This is a genomic window from Legionella quateirensis (assembly GCF_001467955.1).
Taxonomy (GTDB): domain Bacteria; phylum Pseudomonadota; class Gammaproteobacteria; order Legionellales; family Legionellaceae; genus Legionella; species Legionella quateirensis.
In genome coordinates this window covers 270699-293913 of the sequence record NZ_LNYR01000031.1, presented here as the reverse complement: position 1 = coordinate 293913, position 23215 = coordinate 270699, and the positions used below count along the sequence as shown (strand labels likewise).

Here is a 23215-nt window from a genome sequence, read left to right as displayed (position 1 = left end):
TGATATTAAGGCAAGCGTACTTGACCTAAGTTATTCTCTTCATCTTTATCTGGGCTTAAACTACTTTTTTGTTTATCAAAAAAGCGGTGTTTTACTTGCGACGAATCAACCGGATCACTAGTTGATTTTTTTAAAATTGAATCAATAGCCTTTTTTACTTTAAGGAGCTCTTCTTCATTATCGGATGACTGATTTAACGTTGCTAAATATTGATTCAGCTCTTGGTCCAGATTTTTAAATTCAGAAGATAACAGTACGTTGTAAAATTCAAGAGATTCAAAACCGTCTTTAATAAATTGTTTAATATACTTAAAAAGATCGTTTTCAAATAAATGAATCAATTTTTTTGTGTTAAATTCCACACCTAAATCGACTAGATTCCGTACCAATTTTTGATGTTGCTTTAAATCAGGTAAAATTTTATTTAAGCCATTCATTACATTGGGATTTTTCAAAATTTCATTAAAAAATTCTGCAGGTAACGCTACTAATTTATAATCTATAGCGAGCCATTTTTTGCTTAAATGCCGATCAAGTAATTCTTCAGCATCAAGAGGGAATAAATCTGCGTCCTCACATAAATACCATAATTGGGTAAGGCGTTGGTGAGTTTGTTTAAAATCTTCGAAGTGACGAGTAACCTTGTTGTAAAATTCACGTCCTTTTAATTGTATGCAAGAAGCCAATAATTGTGCTAAAAGAGATACATGGTAATTGCGCAACTCCCTCTTACCTTTTACCAAGATCTGGGCTAGAGCGGAGATAATAACTACCTGCTGACTTAAGGTTGGCTTATCTCCCCAGTTTGTTGCCTCACTCTCTAAAGAATCTAAAAGAGATAAATGAGCAGGCCACTGCTGCTCTAAGTAGATTTGACTCGATTTCATAAGCGCATCGATAGGATCAGAGGCATTTGGGCTAAGACGCGCAATTGTATCAATGGTAACCGTTGAATCGGCAAAATGGCCAAAGCTATCACGGCTCTCTAAAATTTCTTTAAAAACTAGTGTTCTTTGAGCTGTTTTCCAGGCCAAAAAATAATTTTGCGATTCCAAGACTAGATCGTGAGGGATTACTAGCTCAGAAATTACAGCTGTTTTCGCTAAGATAGTGCGAAAAATCTCGCCATTATTAAAATGTTTACGTTTTATGTCTTCTACGATAGATGCACAATAACGATGCAAGTACGCGGCAATGCGCATATCGAGGTGTGTTGCAAAATCAGATTTAGCATTTGCAATCCATTGTTCCAGATTCTTTTGTAAATAATGTTTTTTTGAACAGAACGCGACTACACGGCCTACTTGTGCTTGATCTGTATGCAGTAAGCCAAATTTTTGGAAACTTTCAAAAATAATGATAGACAACTGACCCTCTTGAATCAGTTGCTTCACTTTGTCACTTAAGGCCAAATCTTTATTTAAAGCGCTGGTCGTATCAATAAGTAAGGTTATAGGGTCTTTGCGCTGTAGTTCAACAATGTGTTTCTCTACAAATTTGTTAATATCTGTTCCTGGATGTAAACCTTTATTACTCACAATCGGCCCTGGACTTAAGAGCATGATATTTGCTGTTTCAAAGTTGGTGTTTGAGATCAGATATTGAATTTCATAATATTCAAACAGAGCAGAAGCAGTAGAATGAGCCTGAGCAACCATCATGTTCTTTGCAAGTTCTTGTGCTAAATAGAAGGCATTTGTACCTGATAAAGCAGGGAAACTGATTGTGTAAACAGCATTTAATTCATTCTGGCTTAAACCAAGTGCCTCCTGAAAAACGTGTTGAGAAACATTAGAAAAAGCATTGAAATTGGTCTCTAAGGTAACTTCATCTTGCTGACTAACCGCAAACTCCACCGATAATTCATGCATAATAACTGAAACGAAAAAGGCATAGCGCTCATAATTATAAGCATAAAAAGTATTGGCTAAATCAATCATCAAGGCAATACGTTGAATCGTGCGTGAATCTAAATCCTCAGGAATGTTCTTTATTAGCTTAAACAGGGCTTTTGCTAATAAATGAGTGGGATATTTTTCCTTAACTGAGATGGTGATTAACTTACGGAATAATTTACTTTTTAGCAGCTCGCTTTTATTAGTTGGCAAATCGGGCATTAGCGGCGCTTCATTCATTTCAGGCGGACGACTTACACTATCTTTAGTTAGTGTTGTTGCAACTGCTTCGGCAAGTTGCCAGGGACTCGCAATAAATCCGCTGCCTTCGATAAAACGACGTAAGGCTCCCCCTACCTTATCATTTTTAAAAATTAAAACCCCAACTTGCTGATTTGCGTCATTTATATATTGATAGTCTAATCTTATATAGTCCTTAGGAAATTTCTTTTGAACAACTTTCTTCGCCTCATCCATAAGATCTTGAATTGGGAAAATTTTTAATATACTAATGGGGAGATAAATTTTATCTTTAGTCAGTGTTATTCCCTGTTTTTTACAGAACAACTCCATTAATTTAGTTACGACTTGCTCAGTACGATGATAAGTTGAATACTTTGAAATAAGTGGATTATTAATCTGATAGTTAAAAGTCGGGTTAGTAATCTCGGCAATATGCCTTCCAAACATAATAATAGACAGTAAAAGCTTTGTTTCTTGTTGAGGATCTAAAAATGAAAGATAGGAAAAATAAGGGTTAGAAGTAATAAATTCTTTTATTTTATAACCACGCCAGGCACGTTGAATGACTTTAGCTGCACCATTTTTTTCTTCCTCGCTAAACGTTCTAGGCTGCTGGTATTCAGTTAAAGGCTTATCTCGTTCAGCAACTGCCATCAAGTTGACATATCTAGCAACAACTTCTTCTAAGCTTTTAAGTACAGATAATTGAGTAATCATCACAACATTCCGCTTTTCTTTATACAACAATACACATAGTATATCAATTAGCACATAATTTGACCATCCCTGCCTGTTGGTGCTGCTGCAATGAGTAGACGCAAGAAATTGGCTGGACTCTAAAAGCGGCTCATTTCATTCAGTTTCTAGTTTAAGGCGATTGGAATTTATCAATTGAGATATCCTTGTCTGGCTCTTTTTCTGGAGAAACTTCTTTATTTTTCTCTCCAAAAAAAGTTATATTGCTTTTATGTAATGACGTGATGTTCAACTTCTCTAAAACAAAATTCACAGCTTTTCGAGCTTGAGGAATTTGATTTGTATCATCAGATGAGGCGAGTGCATTAACATAGGTCTTAAGATGTTCTTCTAATTCTTGTTTTAATTTATCATTATCTTTATCGTCAGCCTTATAATATTTATTTAAAGACATGACACAGGCAATTAGAAAATATCTACCTGGCAATGGATTATTATTACTTTCAATGTAAGGCTTAACAGCATTGCCAAGAGCGATTATTTGTTCGCAATAAGTCCCATTATGGAACGTTTCATCTATTCCAAAATATTCCTGCATCATAGTGCCTATGATCGTAATAGCCTGTGCCTGTTTTTCATTTAAAGACTTAAAAAAATCCATATGATCTAAAAATAGACTGGCCGCCTGTTGATACGTTCCTGATAATAGAAAATTGTAGAAATCACTTGAGCGTACGCCTGATTTAAAGAGAGCACTAAGCTTGTTAAATAGATTTTCTTGAGCAAATTTCTCTAAATTAGTTGGTGTAAAATTAACGTTTAAATTAGCTAAATTAGTTAATAAATCTTGATAGTTTTTCAGATAAGGCATGATCTTTTTTAAGTTTTCATACGCGTTTGGATTATCATCAATTTCTTTAAAAAAATCAGGACCCGGCCTCAGAAACCTATACTCTACGGCAATTTTGGCAAGACTAAAATTACTAATAATTTGCTCTGCCCGATCGGCACTTGCTCCACGTTTCACTAGCTCACTTTTTAGCTGCTCTTTATGACTGTTAATATAATTAAAATCTTGTTTTAACTTCTCGAGATCTTGATAAATTTTGGTATAAATTTGGCGACCCTTGAATTGTGGACATGCGGCAAGCAGTGCTTCCAATAAGGGTAATTCTTTTTCTTCTACTAAATCTTTATGTTTTGCCAAATAAATAGCCAAAACAGCCATAATAATGATTCGATGTTCTAGCTTTAAATTTAATTTATCCCAGGTTGCCGCTGCATTTAAAATTGTTAGCAACGGATCTTTATCGCGAAATCCCACCCTGTCTAAATAAAGTTGGCTAGCTGTTATTAGCGCATCGAGCGCGTCAGAAGCACCGGGACTTAATCTGGCCATACCTAGTATTAGGCTTGTAGTTTCAGCAAAGTGGCCAAAGCTATCGCGAAAATCAAGAATTGATTTGAAGTTTTGCTCTGTTTCATCATTTCTCCATGCAACAAAATAATTTTGCGTATTTAGATTGGACGTATCGGAAGTTATCTGTTCATTGATAACTGCGGTTTGCGCTAAAATAGTACGAAAAATCTCGCCATTATCAAAATGCTTATGCTTAATCTCTTCTAGAATAGGTGCGCAATAAATATGTAAATAAGCGGCAATGCGCATATCCAGATGAGTTGAAAAATCCTTTTTAGCATTAGCCATCCATCGAGCCAACTCTTCTTGCGAATAGTGTTTTTTAGAACAAAATGCAACTAAACGACCCACTTGAGCTTGATCGCTATGTAATAAGCCAAATTTTTGAAAACTTTCAAATACAATAATAGAGAGTTGACCAGATTCAATTAACTTTTTGACCTCTGGTGATAAATTTAAATCTTTATTTAACGCTGTTGTAGTATCAACTATTAAAGTAAGAGGTTCTGTTCTTTGCGGATCAATAACGTAATTTTGTACAAATTTATTAATATCTTTTCCGGGATTTAATCCATGGCCATCGACAATAGGTCCCGCACTTAATAATAGAATAGTCGGCTGAGTTGATGTATCTTCAGGAATTAAATTGTTTATTTCGAAATACTCATGCGGTGCAGCAGCAATAACAGGATCACTAACACTAGTAATTTTCTTAGCAATTTCCTGAGCCAGGAAATAAGCATTTGTTCCAGATAGAGCAGGCATGCTCACTACCGAGACGGCTTCAAGCTCTGTCTTGCCCAGCCCGAGCGCCTCTTGGAACACGGTTTGAGAAACATGAGTAAACGCTGTGAAATCTTCTTCTAACGCTTCAGGAGATTGGTTATCCAAAGCTAGTTTTAAGGATACTTCATGAATAATCGTTGCAACAAAAAATGCGTAGCGTGTGTAATTAAAAGCATAAAATGCATTGGCAAGTTCAGTCATTAAAGCAATACGTTGAATTGTTTTTTCATCGGTATCCTCTGGTAAATTTTTTAGTAATTCAACAAGTGACTTGGCAAGTAAATGAGTTGGGTATTTCTCATTACTAGATACTCTAAGCAGCTGGTTAAACATTTTACTTTTTAGTAACAGCTCTTTGCTACCAGGTAAATCAGGCATAATAGGAATTGCGACATTGCTTATAGCAGGTCGTTCTGCCATATCCCCAACTGTTTCTGCAAGCTGCCATGGACTAGCGATAAATCCACTACTTTCCATAAAAGTTTTTATTTTTTCACTTTCATAGTGCTGATATGGATCTAACACAAGCACGCCTACTTGTTGATTTGGATGAACAATAATTTCATGGTCCAAATGTTCCAATTGAAACCAATCTGATTCTTGTTGTATAAATTTAATTGCACTATCCATTAGTTGGTCCTTAGTGCAATTTTCTAACAAGCTAATCGGAATATATAATTTATAAGGATTTACGCTTTCTATACCCAGCTTTTGACAAAACAACTCCATGATTCTGCCAACTTTATTATCGTTACGATGGTATTTGGCTCCTGTAGGAATAAAGGGATTATTAATGTAGTATTCAGACTGACTGGCAATCTCTGCTACGTGCCTGCCATACATAAGTGCTGAAAGCATGAGTCTCTTTTCATCTTGAGGATCTAGCATTGAAAGGTATGAAAAATAAGGACTAGAAGTTATAGATTGCGTTATTTTATTGCCGCGCCATGCTCTTAGGATAACTTTCGCCGCTGCTTTCCGCTTCTCTTTGTCTTCGCTATATTGACTCTCTTTAGGTTTATCGTCAGCAGGCTTGTCATCCAGATTCACTGGCAGGTTCTTGGTATAAGGAGTAAGAACATTAATTAATACATCAAGTTTCTCCTTTTTCTCAAAGTTTGCCTGGTCTAATAAAAAATTCTCGGTAGTCATATAGAAACGGCTGTTACGTACACATGATAATTAGTATAGCAAATAATATACTGAGTGATTAATTAAATGGCATATTCGTAGCTTATGAAAAACCTCTTCATCAGGTGAGAAGATCAAGCAAATTTAAGAAATTTCTCAATAAGAAGATGTCGAAAAGTTAATTCACAGGTTGGATTAACTATGAAAAATGATGGTGATCTCTACGAGTAAGCTTACCTTCCACGTTCTTCTCTTTTGGTGACAAAGTCTTAAAAAAAGATGCAGGAGCTATTTGAGATGGTTTATAAATAAAATCAGGGGGATTATCTGCATCCAACTGAAAAGAACTTTTCGCCCAAAATGCATCTGCATTTTGCGATGTTGTTCGGATAGTCAGATTTTTTTTATTAGCGAAACTCTGTATTTCCCGGACTAAAAATGCTCCGGAACCTTTAGCTTGCACATCAAAGACATTAGAAAGAAGAAAACGAATAATTAATTCATTTTTACTGTCATCACCAATTAATACTGCACACAGTTGTTCATCTCGTTTCGCTATCCATAAATAACCATGACGTTCATTTAATGATTCAACTATCTGATTAAAAATAGATTTCGCATTATGCTCAATCTTGCTCATCTTTCTCTTTTTTGAAAAAACTGAGTTCCATTTTTGAAGCTGTTCTAACAGTGTTTCTGCATTTATTTTTTCTAGTACAAAAGTCATAATTAATAAAACATATAGATATTATTTTGGCATTTTAGCACAAAATAAAACCACTTAAAACAATTAAAGTAAACTTTTACGCGGGTATATCAAAATTAGCTTATTAAGCAAATCTTAAGGAATGTTCGGTTATACTGTTATTAATTATTATTATTCAGATTAAAATGATGTATTTAGATTTTCAACGAATGGATGACTTAGATAGAAAGAAAAATTTCTTAAAAGTCTTTGAACATTCTATATCCATACCGGTCACTACGATTAACCCGGAAGAATTTACAACTAGAAAGAGTTCTGATCCCTATCATCCTGTTGATATTGCAGAACAAATTGCAGCCAACATAGCAGATTTCTTCAATACACATACCTCTCTAAAAATTCCCATAGGTTTTGATATTTGGTTAGGTGAGGTAGTTGAAAATTCTTATGATGCATATGCAAAAAAAGGATTAACTATTGGACAGTGTTTACTGTTAAAAATAGTAATAAAAAAATCGGATAACAATTTGATTGTTAGCATCAAAGACAATGCTGGCGGTTTTATTGATAAAGTGCCTGGTCAACAATTTGGCATCGATGACATTAAATCCGAAGGAAAAGAGGACAGCTTTTACATTGGTGGGGTTGGCATAGGTCTTACTAATCTGAATACTTACTTATTAAAACATAACATCCATTTATTCTTTAAAAATAGAGGAAAAGAGAATGGAACGACAGTTTCAATGTTTTTTAATCCAACTCCGTTACCCCCCTTCTGAAAAAACATAGTGTTATAAATAATGTGCCCGTTTGACACGAGGTTAAGCCTGTTCCATTCAGTTAAGATTCAGAGATAGGCCATTCATCAAGTTTTTTTTGAAAAAGGTCCTGCACTTCAGCAATATGGTGATCGAGATCCTCTACCTTCCAGTTCGTCACATCGATAGGCGGCAACACACAAACCTGCACCGTTCCGGGTCGAAATAGTAACGATTTTCGCACCATGACCTCGTAATCATTGCGAATAACCACTGGCACAATGGGCACACCGGCTTGCATTGCAATATGAAAAGCTCCTTTCTTGAATCGACCCAACTTTGGTGTAAGACTTCGTGTTCCTTCCGGAGCTATAGCGATACTTAACCCAGCCCGTAGCCTATCAACGGCCGGCTGCATCGCTTCTATGGCGCTGCAGGTATTACTGCGATCAATGAATGCAAAGTCCAACCCACGCAAGAGCCTTCCGATGAGTGGAGTATTAACGATTTCTTGCTTGGCAACACCAGTAATACCCTGCCGCAGAAGACTAAAGAGAATGTAACCATCAACAAAACTTTGATGATTAAACACGAATACTGACGGACGATGCTCCCACAGATGTCGTTCACCCAAAACCTCAATGTGAATACCCGCTATAGCCAACATGGCATCGCTGCTTGTCGTACAGATCCATTCTGCAGCCTTACGTTTTTTTCCTGTCGTCACGCCGTACAAGAGACCAATCAACGACGTGAGCATCAGCGCATAATATGCTCCCAAGCTGCGTAAACGCGTCACTACTGATGCCTTACGTCGCGCCGCAAAGCGCAACACCTGCCAGTGTTCATTTTGAGCAACCTCAAGCAGTGATTGCTTCGGATTTACAGCGGTCGCATGTCCCACGGTCTTCAGGAATGCAATATCTTCCTTACCGTTTGCATAACCATAGCTCCGCGACAGATCTAAGCTATGTTCCTTTGCGAAATCTCGCACAGCGTCTGCCTTACCTGCTCCCCAGAACGGCGCCCCCTCAATACCCCCCGTCAGAGTACCATCACGTACCATCACCCGAGTACACAGTAGATGCTTGACCCCTAACTCTTCAGCAAGTGGCGCTATCTGGTAACGCGTAGCAGAAGATGCGATTACCACTGTATGCCCCATTTTTTGATGTGTTTTCACAAGGAGCCAAGCCTCAGGAAAAAGCAGCCCGGCGATCTTGTTCTTGAACAAACGAGCCCAGAGTTCCGCCATCTCCTGTTCTGGATGACCAGCCCATTCAGCAATGCTCTTGCCAATAAAAGAAGCGAATTCGTTTTCATTGATGTTTCTGCGCAAGGCCATCCTGATGATGTCCGATGCCTCATCCAGCCCCATTTGACGGCGCTTAATCCTGTCTGAATAATAAGGTACCGCGGAATAACCATCTATTAACGTACCATCGAAATCAAAGAAAGCGCCGATTTCGGGTCCTTTTGGACCTTCTTCAACTGCAGCAATGGCTTTGCTTATAGACATCAGTGCAACTCCTCTTCATGATGATGCAACCTATAATCAAGTTCGCCAATCGCTGCTACAGCAGCCACGGCAGTTGTTGTTTCTTCGGCAAACTGACGCCGCCTATCCATAATTCCCTCTGATCCCGATTGCAACAAACCGCGCTTAGCTGCCAATGCGAGTGCATTTCGAAAGAGCTCAAGACTGACACACTCAGGGTTTCGCAACCGCTTCTGCAAAACATATTGCTTGCCGATCGCAATGCAACGCGCAAGAAAGAGTTCTTCATCTACAGGCACATCGGCTGGTTGCGCAGCCAATTGATCCGCAACAATGAAATAAGCCTCAAGAAATGCTGGTAACACACGATGCGCAATCAAAAAAGGAGCCTTTTCGAGAACCGATGAACTAACAGCCTTACCTGGAACCAGATGACGCAAATCAGGATCGATCAGCTTTGCTTCAATCTTGATTTCCTCTTGAAAAACAGATTTCTCACTAAAAATGAATTCGAATTTCAACAAGTCGCGAATAGCGAAGGCCTGCTCAAGTCCACACTCAATGGCATCACATGTTCCTTCGCGTGAAGCTGCCATCACGCCAAGCTCGACAATAGCACGATTGACAAACCAGTGAATTGCACTATTACGGTAAAATGCAGCGACTGAATGCTTGCCTGGCTCGATATAGAATACTGATACCATACCACCGTCATACCGACCAATTACTCCCGATTGAATAAGAGTATTTAACACTTCCTCTACTCCATGCGCGCTGCGCAAATGACCAAGAGCAGTGAGCGGCAAGTCGCGCTGAGCAACATACTCCAATAAAGGATCGATCACGTTCTGAACCTCCTTTAAAGTGAGCGCATGATCGTGAACGCTGAGCAGTGCAATAGTCACCAGCGCTTGCGCCGTCACAGGCGTTACTTGATTAATTCGCTGGAAAATCTCAAAGGCAATCTTGTCAATTGTCCATCGGAGAGACTGATTGTTTCCACTTGGAATTGCCTCGCGCAAAGAAAATGGTTGACCGAATCGAACATAGACTGTGCCATTTTTTCTTTTTTGTGCCTTTACATAGTTGGCGAACCAACGGAAATTCTCCTTTTCCTTGGCAACGCCCATTTCCTCGGCTGCCAACTTTCCCACTTCCTGTAACTGGTCATATGTCGTTGATACAGGTACAAGCAAAATGTCTTCGACCGCGTCATCGTTTAATGCACTGAGGAGGTAACTGAGAAGTCCATACCTTGGGGGTCTTAGCTTACCCGTTCGTGACCGGCCGCCTTCCATATACCACTCCAGATTGGCTCCGGAGTTTACGAGGTATCGCATGTATTCACGCACCACCAACTTATAGATTTCGTCGTCTTTGAAACTGCGACGAATGAACACGCCCCCTGCTCGACGACCAATAGTGCCTATCGGGAAGAAACGAAGATTTTCACCACCTAAAACGTAATTACGCGGCATCCCAATCGATTGCAGAACCTTCGCCAGAATGAAATTGTCGGCATACGAACGATGCGTCGGAAGAAAAACCAGGGATTTGTTAGCATTCTCATGCTGCAAGCTCTTCAGTGCCTCCCAATCCACATCTAGAGACCAAGCCCGCGTGTATAACGCCCCTAATGCTCTATCCATTAGGAAGCCAAAAAATGGACTCTGGATGCTCACCACTGATCGAAGTGCGCGATATGCTTCCCTGCGTGCTTCATTCAGTGGTTTACCTGTCTTCATGGCAACGATGACAAGCTCAGCCTCAAATTTCTTGCTGTTCAACACGTCAAATGCGACCGCCTTACGTGTCAAAAACGCCATGTTGTGCCCCTTCACCTGACATGCTTCCGGCTATACAAGGTTCCACCACTTCACACGGCACCACCTAAAAAAACAGGATATAGTACCGCAGCTTCGATCTGTTGACCCAGTTCAAAACATTAAGAGCGTATGTTGCAAACAGGATACTGTCTTTCATCATATCAATTCGCCACAAATTCAGTATATAACTGATTAAGTTTATATTCCAATCAGGCATAATGAATCACAAGAACTGGCTCGTATTGCAGGAAATTGAAATAGGCAGGAATTCAGTTAGATAAATGCTTTCACAGGATTTTGGCGATAAAACAAAACTAACAAATCATATAGTGCTGGATAATAATCCCTGATTATTACCGGTTTTTCAAAAAATAACTCAGTGAATACAGCGAAAAACTCCGCTGCTGATTCAATAGCGTAATGATCTATCGGAATAGGATTGTGTTGCTGGATACGAAGTCCAAAATCAATATAGGCATTATTAAATTCTTTTGCCCATTGTTGAGCAGACATGCCTTTATGGAGAGGAGGAAAACCATTTGCTCGACCATTACGCATATCCAGCTTATGCGCAAACTCATGAATCACCACATTGTGTCCATCAATTTCGCCATGGTGTAATGCATCATTCCAGGACAAAATGACTGGGCCACGCTGCCAGGACTCACCACTCAGATTGGTTCTGCCCAGATGTTCGATACCAAACTCGTCCACCTCTCTGCTCTGCCTTGAAAAGGCACCAGGATAGATCACTACTGAGACCCATCCATCATACCAATGTAATCCAAGGTTTAAAATGAGTAAACAAGCCTGCAAAGCAATAGATAACTGCATGGCGGTGGTGATTTTCAGCTCTCCAACGCCTTCCAAAGATTTGTAATAAAGAAATAAAATAGCTAACCGTTTTAATCTGTCTTTTTCCTGAACACTCAAGCGATGGAGCAATGGCAAATTTTGAAATGCAACATTCCATTCATCATTGGTTATGAGTGAACGTCGCACAATGCGTTCCTGCCACCATTCTTTTAGCCATTGAACCATGAGATAGCCTTTTGAAATTGTGAATTAAGATTTACGAAAAACACCCAATCTCTTCACTAAAAGTGAATTTTGCCTCGACCTTGGAGTTTTTCATAAATCCTGCGAATAGAACAATCCATTAATCTATTCCAGAATATCCGATCTCAACAGGTGTTGAAACGTAAATAGATGAAATTCAATCAGCTTAAGTTATACCGCCATGCCACATGAGTTCCTTTGCATAGTCTGTTGGTGCTTGGCTACCTCTTCACAGCATTCTCTGACCGCAGGCTCGAAACTTTTAAGATCTGCTGCAGTTTTCTTTTTATGATTCACAATAGAGCTGTCAACACGTTCATCCTGCAGTAATCGCTTAACGCAACTTAAATGCCCCCGCTCAACAGCATCATGCAAGGCGGTATATCCGACATTATCTTGCTGGTTAGGATCCAGTTTGGGATCAGCAAGGAACAACTCAAGTACTGAAAGATCATTAATGGATGTAGCCATGAACAGGATTGGTTCCGAACTCGCCATACACGCATTGATATCAATACCTGGAGTTTTCAGGAGTAATTGGACAATTTCAAATGCATCTGCATAGTCTTTGTCTTTTAACTTAGCCAAATTTTGTATGGCTGCTGTCAATGGAGTGGTGCAATAGAGTTTGCTATTATTAACAACTTTAATATCCGGGTATGCGAGTAAACATCCACGAATAGCACGGACATCTTTAAAATGGATTGCTAGAAGGAGATAATCAATATCCTCCTGAACGACACCTGGATTGCTTTTTTTGAAGGTCTCAAAATGTTTTTTATCGGCCTTCTTTTCGTGTTTCATACGTTTAATCGTGTCCTGCAGATCAACGTCTTTGGCCATATTGACAACAGAATCGCCACGATGTGGTGACTTGAATAACGTACCGGGATATTGAAGCAATAACCGTGCGGTATCATTGTGTCCATTTTTAAGGGCTAATTGAATGGGCGTAATCCCATTCACATCCCTCGCAGCAGGATTTGCCCCACCATAATAGACCAGGTTACGGAGATTTTCATTATGGCCACTTCGCGCGGCAGCATGAATAGCACTGCTGTGATTGTGAGTAGGTTTTGTTATAGTAGCGGGAAAATATTCCATTAAAGACTGTAAAATCTTTGGATCCTTATTGGCAGCATAATAAGCACTGTATTCACTGGGTTGAGCACCATTTTTAACTAAAGCACTGACCAGATCGGCTCTGTTCGCTTTAATGGCGTAGTCTAATGCATTATCGTCATCAGTCCTGGCGGTACTGGCTCCTGCCTTAATTAATATATCAATCATTTCAACCGATTGTACCAGGCACAATGGCTCTTGATCGTACCAGTTTGTTTGATTAACAGATGATGGAAACATCTGTATCAACTGAGTAACAAGTGCTGTATTGTTATTCATGATGGCAATGTGCAATAAATGATAACCCTGGAACGTGTGCTGATTTGCAGGCCATGCTCTCAATTCATCCAAATCATCACCAGTCACTTCATCGTTCAGAAAACGCTCCAACACGTGTAGTCGTCTATTCATCTCAGGCTTTAGTTCCACACCCAGCGCGTGTAGTTGCGTATCAAATCGTTCTGTAGATCCGCTATTAAAACGCAGCTTCCATTGGTTAATCATGAATTCAATGTGCATGATTTCCTGATTTGCTTGAGAAACAAAATGATCCTTTAATAAGGTACCTGCTAACTCAAGTTGTCCCTCTGGCATTAACTTCTGAATGATTAACCGCATTAATAAATGAGGTAAAGTTGAATTATTGGGATACTGAGACAGGTATTCTGCCAAATAAAACTGTTCGAAAAATCTCACTGTGTCTGAAAATAATTCGTCAGCTAGGTGTTCAGGAAAAAACAATCGATATTTTATTTTCAAAGCGATTATCAGGCTTTCAAGACTGCAATTGCCGACCGTTTGAAATTTACCGGCAATCATCCCTTCAAATATCAAACCCAGAATGACATGCAAATCACGTTGAATGTAGGTTTTATTTGATTCTTGATGGCTCTTGCTGTAGATCTCTTCAATCACGGCTGGGGTTAAATTCTCAGGTTTGGATATTTTGTAATGTTCTGTCGTGGCATCAGTACTGCATCCACCGCCATTATTGCGATATAAGTTATCCTGTTTGATGATGAGGTTAACCGCATGCCCAGACCATCCGGTGATCAGTTCCACACCTGAATTTTTACTGTCCTCTATCATAGAGGACACAACACTGTCCCTTGAACCGTTCATCGAGGGATAATAATTCAGCCATGACTTGGACAGAAAATAAAAACGTACTGCTTTTACTGTCATGTTTCGTACTTGCCGAATACCCTCCAGATGTTCACTATGAGCGCCACTTGTCTCGCAATGTGATACGTAGGCATTCATTAAATGCAGCATAAATGGGGCGGTATCAGAGGAAAAACCGCCAGTAAGCTTGAGTGGATGGTTATTAACAGGAATTGACCCGCTTAATGAAAATAAATGTCCCAACATTTTGGAATCTCTATCAATCCCGGCTTTGGATTTGCTTCGCAGATAGTCTGCTTCCAGAGCGAGCATCTCCTCATCGAAACAATCCAGTTGAAAACCAAACTCAGTAACAACCTTTATTCCCTCTGATCGTTCATCACTGTTATCTTTGGTTAACCGCTTCACATGGCTAATAATAGTGCTTAAATTAATTTTCGGGTCGAGTTTTCTAAGACTATTATAGAGCTCTTCTTTTTGGAAAAAAGAAGGATGAATTGCAATACAAGCGAGGCAATATTCGACGTCTATACCAATATCTGCATCAATAATTGCTTTGCTTAACGAGACTATTGACGCCTCAGGTATCCGTCTTTTATTAAAATCATCAAAACAATCCGATATTATATTTTTAAGTAACTCACTACTGTTTTTTTGTTTTTTGCCTAATTCAAGAAGAGTACCGAATTCTGATGTGATGGTATAATCCTGGCTTCTAAATAATTCTCTCAATATCAGCTGGCCACTTGAGTTTTTTTCAAAAAGTGATGATGGATGGAGCTTGAGAACATCCAGGAGCAGCTTTTTATTTGCATAATCCGATCTGTCGGCTTGATTCTCGATAATGAGATCAAATACAGTTTTTCCTTCATTATTTCTATGTGCAACATCAATTTCTTTCTTGATCAACAGTGATGCAATGTCCTCGCTCTGAAATTTGCAATAAATAATCGCCAGTTGCAGATAGTTATTGCCCTCATTATCTAAAACATTAATATCACATTGCTCATGATCGATTAACGCGGAAATCAAACGCATATTCTTAAATTGAGTATCTGACAAGAGCTGAGCCAAAGCGGTTTGTCCCATTTTATTTTTAATATTGGGATTTGTCTGAACATGTACTGCCATTCCATAAACATGTTCTCGATGCTGATACACAGGCTCTGAGAGCATATGCAACAGTACGGAATTATGTTTAGAGGTTTGTTGATTAGGGTTGAAATTTTTATGTGCCACTAATTTTGGAAATAGTTCCCTTAAATGATATTCATTTAAACTGTAGAGAAGTTCAAACAATGATTGGCCATGTTCAGGAGTTTGATTGATATCAAAAGCGTTACTTTCCAACAACAGATCGAAGGTTGTATACACATCATACATCCTTGCATACTTTAAATAGTCGTGTAAAAAACTATTACCTTGTTTATCGATCGCATTTGCATCAGCTCCGGCGGTCATCAACACATTAAGATAATCCGAAAAACTACTACTTTTAGCCAGATTTGACTTAGCCAGTATATGAAGTACCGAATCACCTTCGTCCGTAAATTCAGTGACTGCAAAAGGGGCTTCGGAAAGTCGAATTAACAGTTCATCAGGTTGCTTTACTTCATTGAAAATTTCCAGCAGCTTCTCACGTATCATCTTTTATACTCACTTGATGTTTTGCGCGCAGTATGACAGGCAAACATTAATAAAATATTAAGAAATGAAGACTCAGTTCAGCTCTAAATAGCTCCATACCAGCTTCCTCACGGAATTATGAACAATCCCGTAAAACCGACGATAAAAAATTCAAGAGCACAAAATACAAGACCTGTTCCTGATGTGTTGTTTTCCCTACCTTAATCAATTGCCGCATCAATTCAATACGGACGCTCATGAATCACCGGTTCAATACAGCACCAGTCCGATTAAAATTAGTCTAATATTTTAAGTATGTATTAAGTAAATGAGATACATCATGAATGATTTAACTGGAGCATCAACGCTCAGTGCCATCCAGATAATAACAGTTCCCAGATCGACCAATCCTATTGATTGGATTAAGGAGAAACGTACCTTTAGTGGCCATACTGCCATAAATGTTGTTTATAATGGGGAAAATATAATAACAGAAGGCTTCTCTCCGAATAATGATCTGGATATGGTTCTTCCAGTTGCCAGTTATTGGCTGGAAAACATACTTCATCATTCAATTGCTCAAAAGCTTAAAGGATCCAAGGAAGCATCTTGGCAAGATGATAGTCCTATGTTAATGCACCCAAAACTAGACTCGCTCAGCTTTGAGATGTCCTCAGATATGGTAAACAAATTCCTGGAATATTTTAAAGAAGTTAAAATCGACAGCCAAAAAAAATATACTCTGATGCCCGGATTGCGTGAAACAGCAAATGACTTAACCGAAAAGAACTGTGTTTTTTCTGCCATTAATGTTTTAAGTGATTTTCTATATGATCATCAAAGTGAATTTTCAGCTGATGAATGGAGCCAGATTGAACCAAAATTAAACGCACTTATAGAGGATACCTCTAAAAATTTGAATACTCGACAAGGCCATCTCAATAGAAACATTGCAAAATGGAAAGAAGGAACTATTACTATACGTAAAATGCTCGCGAAAACGGAAAATATTATCCTGGAAAACAACTTAACCATCATTAATCCTAACCAAATGAAATTAAACGAAAAATTCATCGATTTTATACGCGGAATGTCCGTTCTTTTTGATGAAAAAAAACCCGTTTCAGGACAAGCTGTTGATATGACAGAGCTGTTTATCAACATTCTGGACGACACAGAAGAAACAAAGGCTATTAAAAAGGAATGGGCTGAAATTAAAGGTAAATACGGACTATCCGCAAGTCAATTAACGCAAATTATCGAGAACAATATTAGTGATTTTGGTCCTATTTTAAGTACTAAAGTTCAAGATTTAATCGAAAAATCAGGTAGGATTTTATTTTTCAATAAAAATTCACTGGATAAAAACAGCGAGGAATATCAAGAAAATGAGCAGCTCTATGAATTAAATGAAGGGATAACGCTATTACTTAATAGCACGGATCATTCAACATCTGCATTCATTGATTTAGCAGAACTTTATATAAGCAGTTTGGATAACAGTCCAGAAATGACAGCGATTAAGCATGAATGGAGTGAATATAAGAATAAATTTGGAATATCTCCTGGACCGAAAGATCCTACCGATCTGGATTTAATGACGAAACAAGTAACCCAACCGGATAACAGGTACAATCTGGAATTATGTTCCATTTTGCAAAGTGGCCACTTTGTCGAGCCTGGGGTATCTTTAAAAGCGCAGCTCTATCCTAATTTGGCTAATTTAATCAAAGCATTAAAAGCGAATGATGATTTTACAGTGATTAAAGCAATTGCTGAGAATGGCATCGAGAAAAACACTCAAATAAAAGAACAAAATCCCACTAGAAATACAGAACATCTGGACAAACGCTTAACTGTATTTAAAGCAATTTCACAAGCAAATTCACTTGAAGAAGCGCTTGCTACGATAAAACACGAGTTGCCTGAATTCAATAAAGAACATGATTCTGGATTGCAACTCTAATGAGGGCTTTTATATCTTGATGCATCAAAGCTCATACCCTCAATGCTCAGTAACTGGAACTTGAGCTCATCTCCTATCTCAAGATTAAAACAATTAAAAGAACTGATCTCCAGATTCATCAGCAATATCATTACCAGCAGGTGAACTAGTGGGATCAACTGGGTCTCCAGGAATTTTTCGTGTTTCGTTGGCCCACTCGCCCAAATCTATCAGTTTACATCGTTCAGAGCAAAAAGGTCTGTAGGTATTTTCAGAATGCCAGGTATTTTGTTTACCGCAGATGGGACAAGAGATTTTCTGTAGTTTATTCATTACGATCTTTGTGTGTTGATGTCAGGAGTGAAGTATGCAATACAGAATAGTAGTTTTTCAACATAGTAAATGAAACGCTCTCATAAATAATGAATCAAACCACACTAAAATCCAGTATCCTGGATTAAAAAATCCCAAAACATCACATTTTATTAAGGCATGTTCACTACTCGCTCAGGTGACGCACACCAAGCTCGCCCACGAAACGCAGCATATATCCATCCGGATCTAAAACTATAAATTGACGATTTCCAATCTCTACGTTACCTGCTCGATACCACTTATCTTCGATAGGTAAAAAAATAGTAGCTTCTGATTCTTCGCAAACTTGATACAGCTGTTCAACCTGGGTAGTTTTAATCTCCAGATTAATTCCTCTGCCAAATGGTCTTTCCATAGGCGCTGTAATCCATACCCGTTTATTCCCCATAACTGTATTCGCTCTTATTTCATCCAGCATAATACGTGAACCTTGTCGTTCAAGCATTGCAAATCCTTCATGTTCTCGCTGATATTGAATTTTAAATCCAAGCAATTCAACGTAAAAAGAAAGACTGGATTTAAAATTGGAACAACAAAGCTCTGGTGTCATCGATGTGGTCAGGAAAGTGCCTGTCATAGTGATCTCAGTAATTGATTTATTAACTGCCCGATGATATCCATTATTACCTTGACTGAGCAACCAACCACGTCCCAATTTAGTCATTATTGAACCGCTCAATATGCATCGTTTGGCATCAAGAACAACACATCCGGTTTCTCAATTTTTATTCCTGAGTAAAATAGAATGTTTAATGAACATGAGTTCCATAGTATTCTGTCATGAACTCAATAGATAAAAGGCTGATGTTCATGTCTATTTTCAAGAAATTTTTAAAATATTATCGCTCATCCTCAGAAAATCGAACTCAGATACATTTATTTCTTGGTTTTGTAATTATTCCAGTTATAGGAATGTCTCTATTGTACCTCTGGGTTCGATTATTCTGGTTATAAGACGGAATTAGAGTAAATCAACAGGATGGTGATTATTCATGTTCCATGATTAAAATGCCTCTAATTGCCAAACTTCATATGAAGGCGTTTCATAGGGATGACTGCTTTTTAAGGCTTCAATAACCTCCTTGATACATGCATGTTCACAAACAGTCTCAACTTTATATTCCGCTACTGTTTCTAATTGGTTTAGTTCGCCGATAAATGCATTACTCCCAGCTAAGGGCATAAACTGGCCTTCCCCTAATACTTGCCATGAACATTTGCAATAATTACCAATAACTCCTGCCCCAGCGGCAAAAATCGCTTCTTTAACTAGTTCAAGATGTGTTTCAGGAACATTGAAACAAAGTTTATACATAAGGTAAAACTCCTACAGTAGGGGATCAGAATAAATGAGCTTGATCATAATACAAAATACCTCCGTATCACTAATTCAGTCGAAGGGGCCTTAAGTACGGCTATCAATGCTGTCTTTTTTGTATTTTGGAGGTGAGTGGATACATCCCAATCCTTTAATAGATATGCATCCAATAGTTCATTATTGAAAGCTCAAGATCAAATCCTTAGCTCCATACCCGTTGCAGAGAATAAAATGAACGAAACAACAGACATTATGAATGATGCTCTATTACCTCAAAGAGTACAGGAAATTGCTGAATTCATGCATTCATCCTTGCGTTCCCTATGCAAAATATAAAGGGAAAGAACGATACCCAAAGCCATGAAACCCAAAGCCATGCTTGACAGAGTAACTCCCAGTACAAATTGACCAAAAAAACCTATTGGCACTCCAATCATTCCACAAGCTAAACCCACACCAAAACCGACATTAAGTGCGAACAGCGCATTTTCTTTCCTTAAAGTATGCGCTGATTTCTTATGCCCTTCATTTGAAACCTGTTTTTGCTTTGTTTGTCCTGTAGGTAATGATGAGGTAAAAAATGCAGCTTGTTGTTGCATTATCCTACTGTTATTTTTTAAATCATGATCCAGATATTCCGAAGAATCAACAGATTGGGTATTCGCACTGGATTCAGATTCCTGCGGTATTAAAGTTGTTTGATTAGGCCAGGTGAATTCTTTAATTAATCGTTCCAGTTTATCATTAACCTCATTATTGAATACACTACTCTGCAAACTGGTTTGACCTAGATTTATCTGAGATTCTTGTCCGGCATTCACAAGATGCTCAGAACTTACTGTGAGTATGTCATCCATCACATCAGGACTCCAAGGTAACAACGGACAGTGATTATATTGAGTGATCAAAATCACAGCAATCAGACTTGAGGTGACGAAGACAGGTTAACATTCAAATTTCTCTATGGGTAAATTTAAAAAACATTTAAAATCAATAATATACAATTTATATTCTTCTAAATTCCTATGGAATGAGACTCGCTATATGAAATATAAATAACCACTATTCTATTTTCGAATACTGTTTATAATCTCCTCGGCTTGTCCAAACCACGAGTTCCTAGCCAAGGCGTCTTTATAATTTGATTGAATGTACTTGAATCGGGACCAATTTGCACAACTCACTTCGGAGAATCTTATTCCGATTGCTGCGCGGAATACTGGTCACAAAATACAATTGATTGGGAATTTTATAATCGGTCAGATGATCTTTAAGTAATCGAATAATGCTTTCAACGACGTCAGCTTGCAATGCAGTGACGACTACATAAGCAATAATTTGATTGCTCGCAGAATTGTGTTCTTGACGGGCCCCACATGCGGAATCTACTACTTGTGGATGTAAATTAAGTACATGTTCAATTTCTAAAGGTGAAACTCGAAAGCCACTGTTTACCTTTATGATTAAATCAGCCCTTCCTAAATATTCGATATACCCCTCCTTATCCATGCTGACAATGTCTTGAGTAAGGAACCAGTCACCGCGAAAATGTCGTTCGGGATCTGTATCATTCAAATAACCAATCATTAACCCTAACTCATCACGATGAATAGCCAACATGCCCGGTGTATCTGCGGGAACGGGTTGCTCTTTGCACTCTATCGGCACTATAGCTACTTTTCTACCCGGTTGAATGATCCCAAGTTTATTTTTACGATAAGGAATATTGGGTCCCGTACTGATAAATGTTGAAATTTCTGACATGCCTAATGCGATATATATGGGAAAATGACACTGATTTATCCACAAATCCTGAGTGTTTTCCATCATCAAAGATCCTGCTGCCCCCACCTGCCTTAATTTCAGATTTGGATAATTAGAAAGCAAATTGGAGGCGGCAATAGAATGCAGAATATCAGGAGTAGATGCAAGAATACTGACCTGATAATAATCAATCATTCTTAACCAGTGATCAGGAGTAATATGACTTTCTGCAAGAGAAGTAGTGTTTGAGGCCTTAATTATTACTGCTGTAGCCCCAACCATAAGCGGATCCAGTAGACCGGTATACATGGAATAGGTCCAACACAGATTATCTGTCTGCATCACCCGATCATCAGCCTTTAATGTCAACCAGCTTTTTATATTAAGCTCTCTTGCCAGAATGGCATGTTGCGCATGCAATACTCCTTTTGGCTGTCCTGAGCTGCCTGATGTATAAAAAAGAAAAGCCGGGTCGTTAAAATGTGTTTGTGGTACAAAAGGTTCACGTGGAGCTGCTTTTAACTCCTGAAACTCTCTTTGCATTACCATTCGTGTTGCTACAGGATTAGTTATCGGAGTAGTTTCTGTTTTTAAGCAAAAAAATAATGCGGCTTGAGTGTCCTGTAGGATGTAATCGGTTTCATCATCACTCAAATTATTCAACAACAAGCAGGGAATCCAGCCCAATCCATTGCAGGCCAAAAACAACAAAATTAAATCGTACACATCATCTGCCTGAATACATACGATACTTTTATCCGCAACGCCTAACCCCTTCAATCCGGCAATTAAACAGCATACATCGTGATATAATTGAGAATAGCTGATCGATTGATAAAGGCCAACATCATCCACAAGCAACAACGCAGGATGGTTCTGACGTTGTTGATGATGGCGCAAAACATATTCTGTCACATTGAGTTTCATCTCTACTCAACCTTTTGAATATAAATTATTGTCACCGAATACTCATCTCAGATCATTGAACGGCGACACCATGATTATTCTGATTGCGAACACACTTCGAACAATAAAAGTATAGTAGGTAATGTCCCTAAAGTTGTGTGAAGTCTCCCGACGTTACGCTAAGCTATCCCATATTAATAGTTTTTAATTTGACCAGAGATTATAAACACTGGCACTGCACTGTGTGACCGGAACATAGGTAACATAAATGTCCGGACACATCGGTAACATTAAATTAACATAATTTGGTTACTTTGAGTAATTTTTCATTAAAAATAGCAATAGGTAAAAAGGAAAAAAATACTTTCCATTCATTTTCAGCGTGAGGCTTCATTCCTACTGTTTCCCCAATGAGTGTTTCCGAAAGAAAAATCTCTTTCCCTAGCCATTTCATTGTTCCATTGGTACGGACTCTTCTTGTTTTCTCAACAGAAGAATCATATTCAACTGGTGCTATACGGGAAGGAAGAGTGCGTGATGATTGATTATATAGCCATGCAGGCCTTTTAAATTCGATTCCCTCATGAGGCCTTTCTTCATTAAACATTTTTTTAAACAAATCAAAAGTGTATTGTTGCTCTTTTTGATCCCATTTGGGTGGTGATGCGGTTTCTTTTTTAAGTGTCAGATGCATGCGTTCATGACGTCCATTTTCCTCAGGGTGTCCTGGCCTAATTCGCTCAGGAACGATTCCAAGCTTAATAAGCCATACCGAAAGCCTGCTTAATCCTCCTACTCCAGTGCCAGCAAATGGTGGGCCATTATCACTGCGTATTCCTAAAGGTAAACCAAACTCTGTAAACAATCGAGTAAGTACTTCTTTAGTACTCACTCCAGAAATACGCTCTGAGCCTTCAACAGCCAATAAATATCTGCTGAAGTTATCCGTCACAGTTAATGGATAGCATAATTGGTTATTACCCAATCGAAATTGTCCTTTATAATCGATACTCCAA

General features: G+C 38.5%; 15 protein-coding genes. 2 read left to right on the top strand and 13 right to left on the bottom strand.

Translation table 11 applies throughout. From position 1 onward, the window contains the following. Positions 1–5: 5 nt before the first annotated feature. From Lqua_RS10945 to Lqua_RS10935, 3 genes are all read right to left on the bottom strand, one after another. Positions 6–2855 carry a hypothetical protein gene (locus Lqua_RS10945; protein ID WP_058474311.1) on the bottom strand — a complete coding sequence of 950 codons (2850 nt, stop codon included), beginning with the start codon at positions 2853–2855 and terminating at the stop codon, positions 6–8. Positions 2856–3006: 151 nt separating this feature from the next. Beyond that, on the bottom strand, positions 3007–6192 hold the full coding sequence (locus Lqua_RS10940) for a hypothetical protein (RefSeq protein WP_058474310.1): 3186 nt from the start codon (positions 6190–6192) through the stop codon (positions 3007–3009). 178 nt (positions 6193–6370) lie between these two features. After that, the gene (locus Lqua_RS10935; RefSeq protein ID WP_058474309.1) at positions 6371–6898 is read right to left on the bottom strand and encodes a hypothetical protein; all 528 of its coding nucleotides are present in this window, start codon (positions 6896–6898) and stop codon (positions 6371–6373) included. Positions 6899–7062: 164 nt separating this feature from the next. On the opposite strand from Lqua_RS10935, the gene Lqua_RS10930 reads away from it, so the two are divergent. Then, positions 7063–7656 carry an ATP-binding protein gene (locus Lqua_RS10930; RefSeq protein ID WP_058474308.1) on the top strand — a complete coding sequence of 198 codons (594 nt, stop codon included), beginning with the start codon at positions 7063–7065 and terminating at the stop codon, positions 7654–7656. A 61-nt stretch (positions 7657–7717) separates the two neighbouring features. On the opposite strand, the gene Lqua_RS10925 is transcribed toward Lqua_RS10930, so the two are convergent. The 4 genes from Lqua_RS10925 to Lqua_RS10910 form a co-directional block, all read right to left on the bottom strand. Then, positions 7718–9154: an HAD-IB family hydrolase gene (locus tag Lqua_RS10925; protein WP_058474307.1), complete on the bottom strand. Its 1437-nt coding sequence runs from the start codon at positions 9152–9154 to the stop codon at positions 7718–7720. Beyond that, on the bottom strand, positions 9154–10959 hold the full coding sequence (locus Lqua_RS10920) for a 1-acyl-sn-glycerol-3-phosphate acyltransferase (protein WP_058474306.1): 1806 nt from the start codon (positions 10957–10959) through the stop codon (positions 9154–9156). The genes Lqua_RS10925 and Lqua_RS10920 overlap by 1 nt, the downstream gene beginning before the upstream one ends. A gap of 273 nt (positions 10960–11232) precedes the next feature. After that, a complete protein-coding gene (locus Lqua_RS10915; protein WP_058474305.1) occupies positions 11233–12000 on the bottom strand; it encodes a M90 family metallopeptidase in 768 nt (255 codons plus the stop codon). Between the two features lie 189 nt (positions 12001–12189). Then, positions 12190–15912 carry an ankyrin repeat domain-containing protein gene (locus Lqua_RS10910; protein WP_058474304.1) on the bottom strand — a complete coding sequence of 1241 codons (3723 nt, stop codon included), beginning with the start codon at positions 15910–15912 and terminating at the stop codon, positions 12190–12192. Positions 15913–16231: 319 nt separating this feature from the next. On the opposite strand from Lqua_RS10910, the gene Lqua_RS10905 reads away from it, so the two are divergent. Continuing rightward, positions 16232–17857, top strand: a complete 1626-nt coding sequence (locus tag Lqua_RS10905; RefSeq protein WP_058474303.1) for a hypothetical protein — start codon at positions 16232–16234, stop codon at positions 17855–17857. 93 nt (positions 17858–17950) lie between these two features. On the opposite strand, the gene yacG is transcribed toward Lqua_RS10905, so the two are convergent. The 6 genes from yacG to Lqua_RS10875 all read right to left on the bottom strand — a co-directional run. Continuing rightward, a complete protein-coding gene (yacG, locus tag Lqua_RS10900; RefSeq protein WP_058474302.1) occupies positions 17951–18169 on the bottom strand; it encodes a DNA gyrase inhibitor YacG in 219 nt (72 codons plus the stop codon). Between the two features lie 166 nt (positions 18170–18335). Beyond that, on the bottom strand, positions 18336–18875 hold the full coding sequence (locus Lqua_RS10895) for a bleomycin resistance protein (RefSeq protein ID WP_058474301.1): 540 nt from the start codon (positions 18873–18875) through the stop codon (positions 18336–18338). Positions 18876–19214: 339 nt separating this feature from the next. Continuing rightward, entirely contained in the window at positions 19215–19526 is a 312-nt protein-coding gene (locus Lqua_RS10890) for a YqfO family protein (RefSeq protein WP_058474300.1), read from the bottom strand. A gap of 275 nt (positions 19527–19801) precedes the next feature. Further along, positions 19802–20386, bottom strand: coding sequence for a hypothetical protein (locus tag Lqua_RS10885; protein WP_058474299.1), 585 nt, complete (start codon positions 20384–20386; stop codon positions 19802–19804). Positions 20387–20663: 277 nt separating this feature from the next. Next, on the bottom strand, positions 20664–22220 hold the full coding sequence (locus tag Lqua_RS10880) for a class I adenylate-forming enzyme family protein (RefSeq protein ID WP_058474298.1): 1557 nt from the start codon (positions 22218–22220) through the stop codon (positions 20664–20666). Between the two features lie 274 nt (positions 22221–22494). Beyond that, positions 22495–23215, bottom strand: a 721-nt coding sequence (locus Lqua_RS10875) for a DDE-type integrase/transposase/recombinase (RefSeq protein WP_169792351.1), incomplete at its 5' end; no start/stop codon positions are given.

Coding starts and splice junctions, on each gene's coding strand:
- Lqua_RS10945 (WP_058474311.1), bottom strand. CDS start 2,855: ATGATTACTCAATTATCTGTACTTAAAAGCTTAGAAGAAGTTGTTGCT.
- Lqua_RS10940 (WP_058474310.1), bottom strand. CDS start 6,192: ATGACTACCGAGAATTTTTTATTAGACCAGGCAAACTTTGAGAAAAAG.
- Lqua_RS10935 (WP_058474309.1), bottom strand. CDS start 6,898: ATGACTTTTGTACTAGAAAAAATAAATGCAGAAACACTGTTAGAACAG.
- Lqua_RS10930 (WP_058474308.1), top strand. CDS start 7,063: ATGATGTATTTAGATTTTCAACGAATGGATGACTTAGATAGAAAGAAA.
- Lqua_RS10925 (WP_058474307.1), bottom strand. CDS start 9,154: ATGTCTATAAGCAAAGCCATTGCTGCAGTTGAAGAAGGTCCAAAAGGA.
- Lqua_RS10920 (WP_058474306.1), bottom strand. CDS start 10,959: ATGGCGTTTTTGACACGTAAGGCGGTCGCATTTGACGTGTTGAACAGC.
- Lqua_RS10915 (WP_058474305.1), bottom strand. CDS start 12,000: ATGGTTCAATGGCTAAAAGAATGGTGGCAGGAACGCATTGTGCGACGT.
- Lqua_RS10910 (WP_058474304.1), bottom strand. CDS start 15,912: ATGATACGTGAGAAGCTGCTGGAAATTTTCAATGAAGTAAAGCAACCT.
- Lqua_RS10905 (WP_058474303.1), top strand. CDS start 16,232: ATGAATGATTTAACTGGAGCATCAACGCTCAGTGCCATCCAGATAATA.
- yacG (WP_058474302.1), bottom strand. CDS start 18,169: ATGAATAAACTACAGAAAATCTCTTGTCCCATCTGCGGTAAACAAAAT.
- Lqua_RS10895 (WP_058474301.1), bottom strand. CDS start 18,875: ATGACTAAATTGGGACGTGGTTGGTTGCTCAGTCAAGGTAATAATGGA.
- Lqua_RS10890 (WP_058474300.1), bottom strand. CDS start 19,526: ATGTATAAACTTTGTTTCAATGTTCCTGAAACACATCTTGAACTAGTT.
- Lqua_RS10885 (WP_058474299.1), bottom strand. CDS start 20,386: ATGGATGACATACTCACAGTAAGTTCTGAGCATCTTGTGAATGCCGGA.
- Lqua_RS10880 (WP_058474298.1), bottom strand. CDS start 22,220: ATGAAACTCAATGTGACAGAATATGTTTTGCGCCATCATCAACAACGT.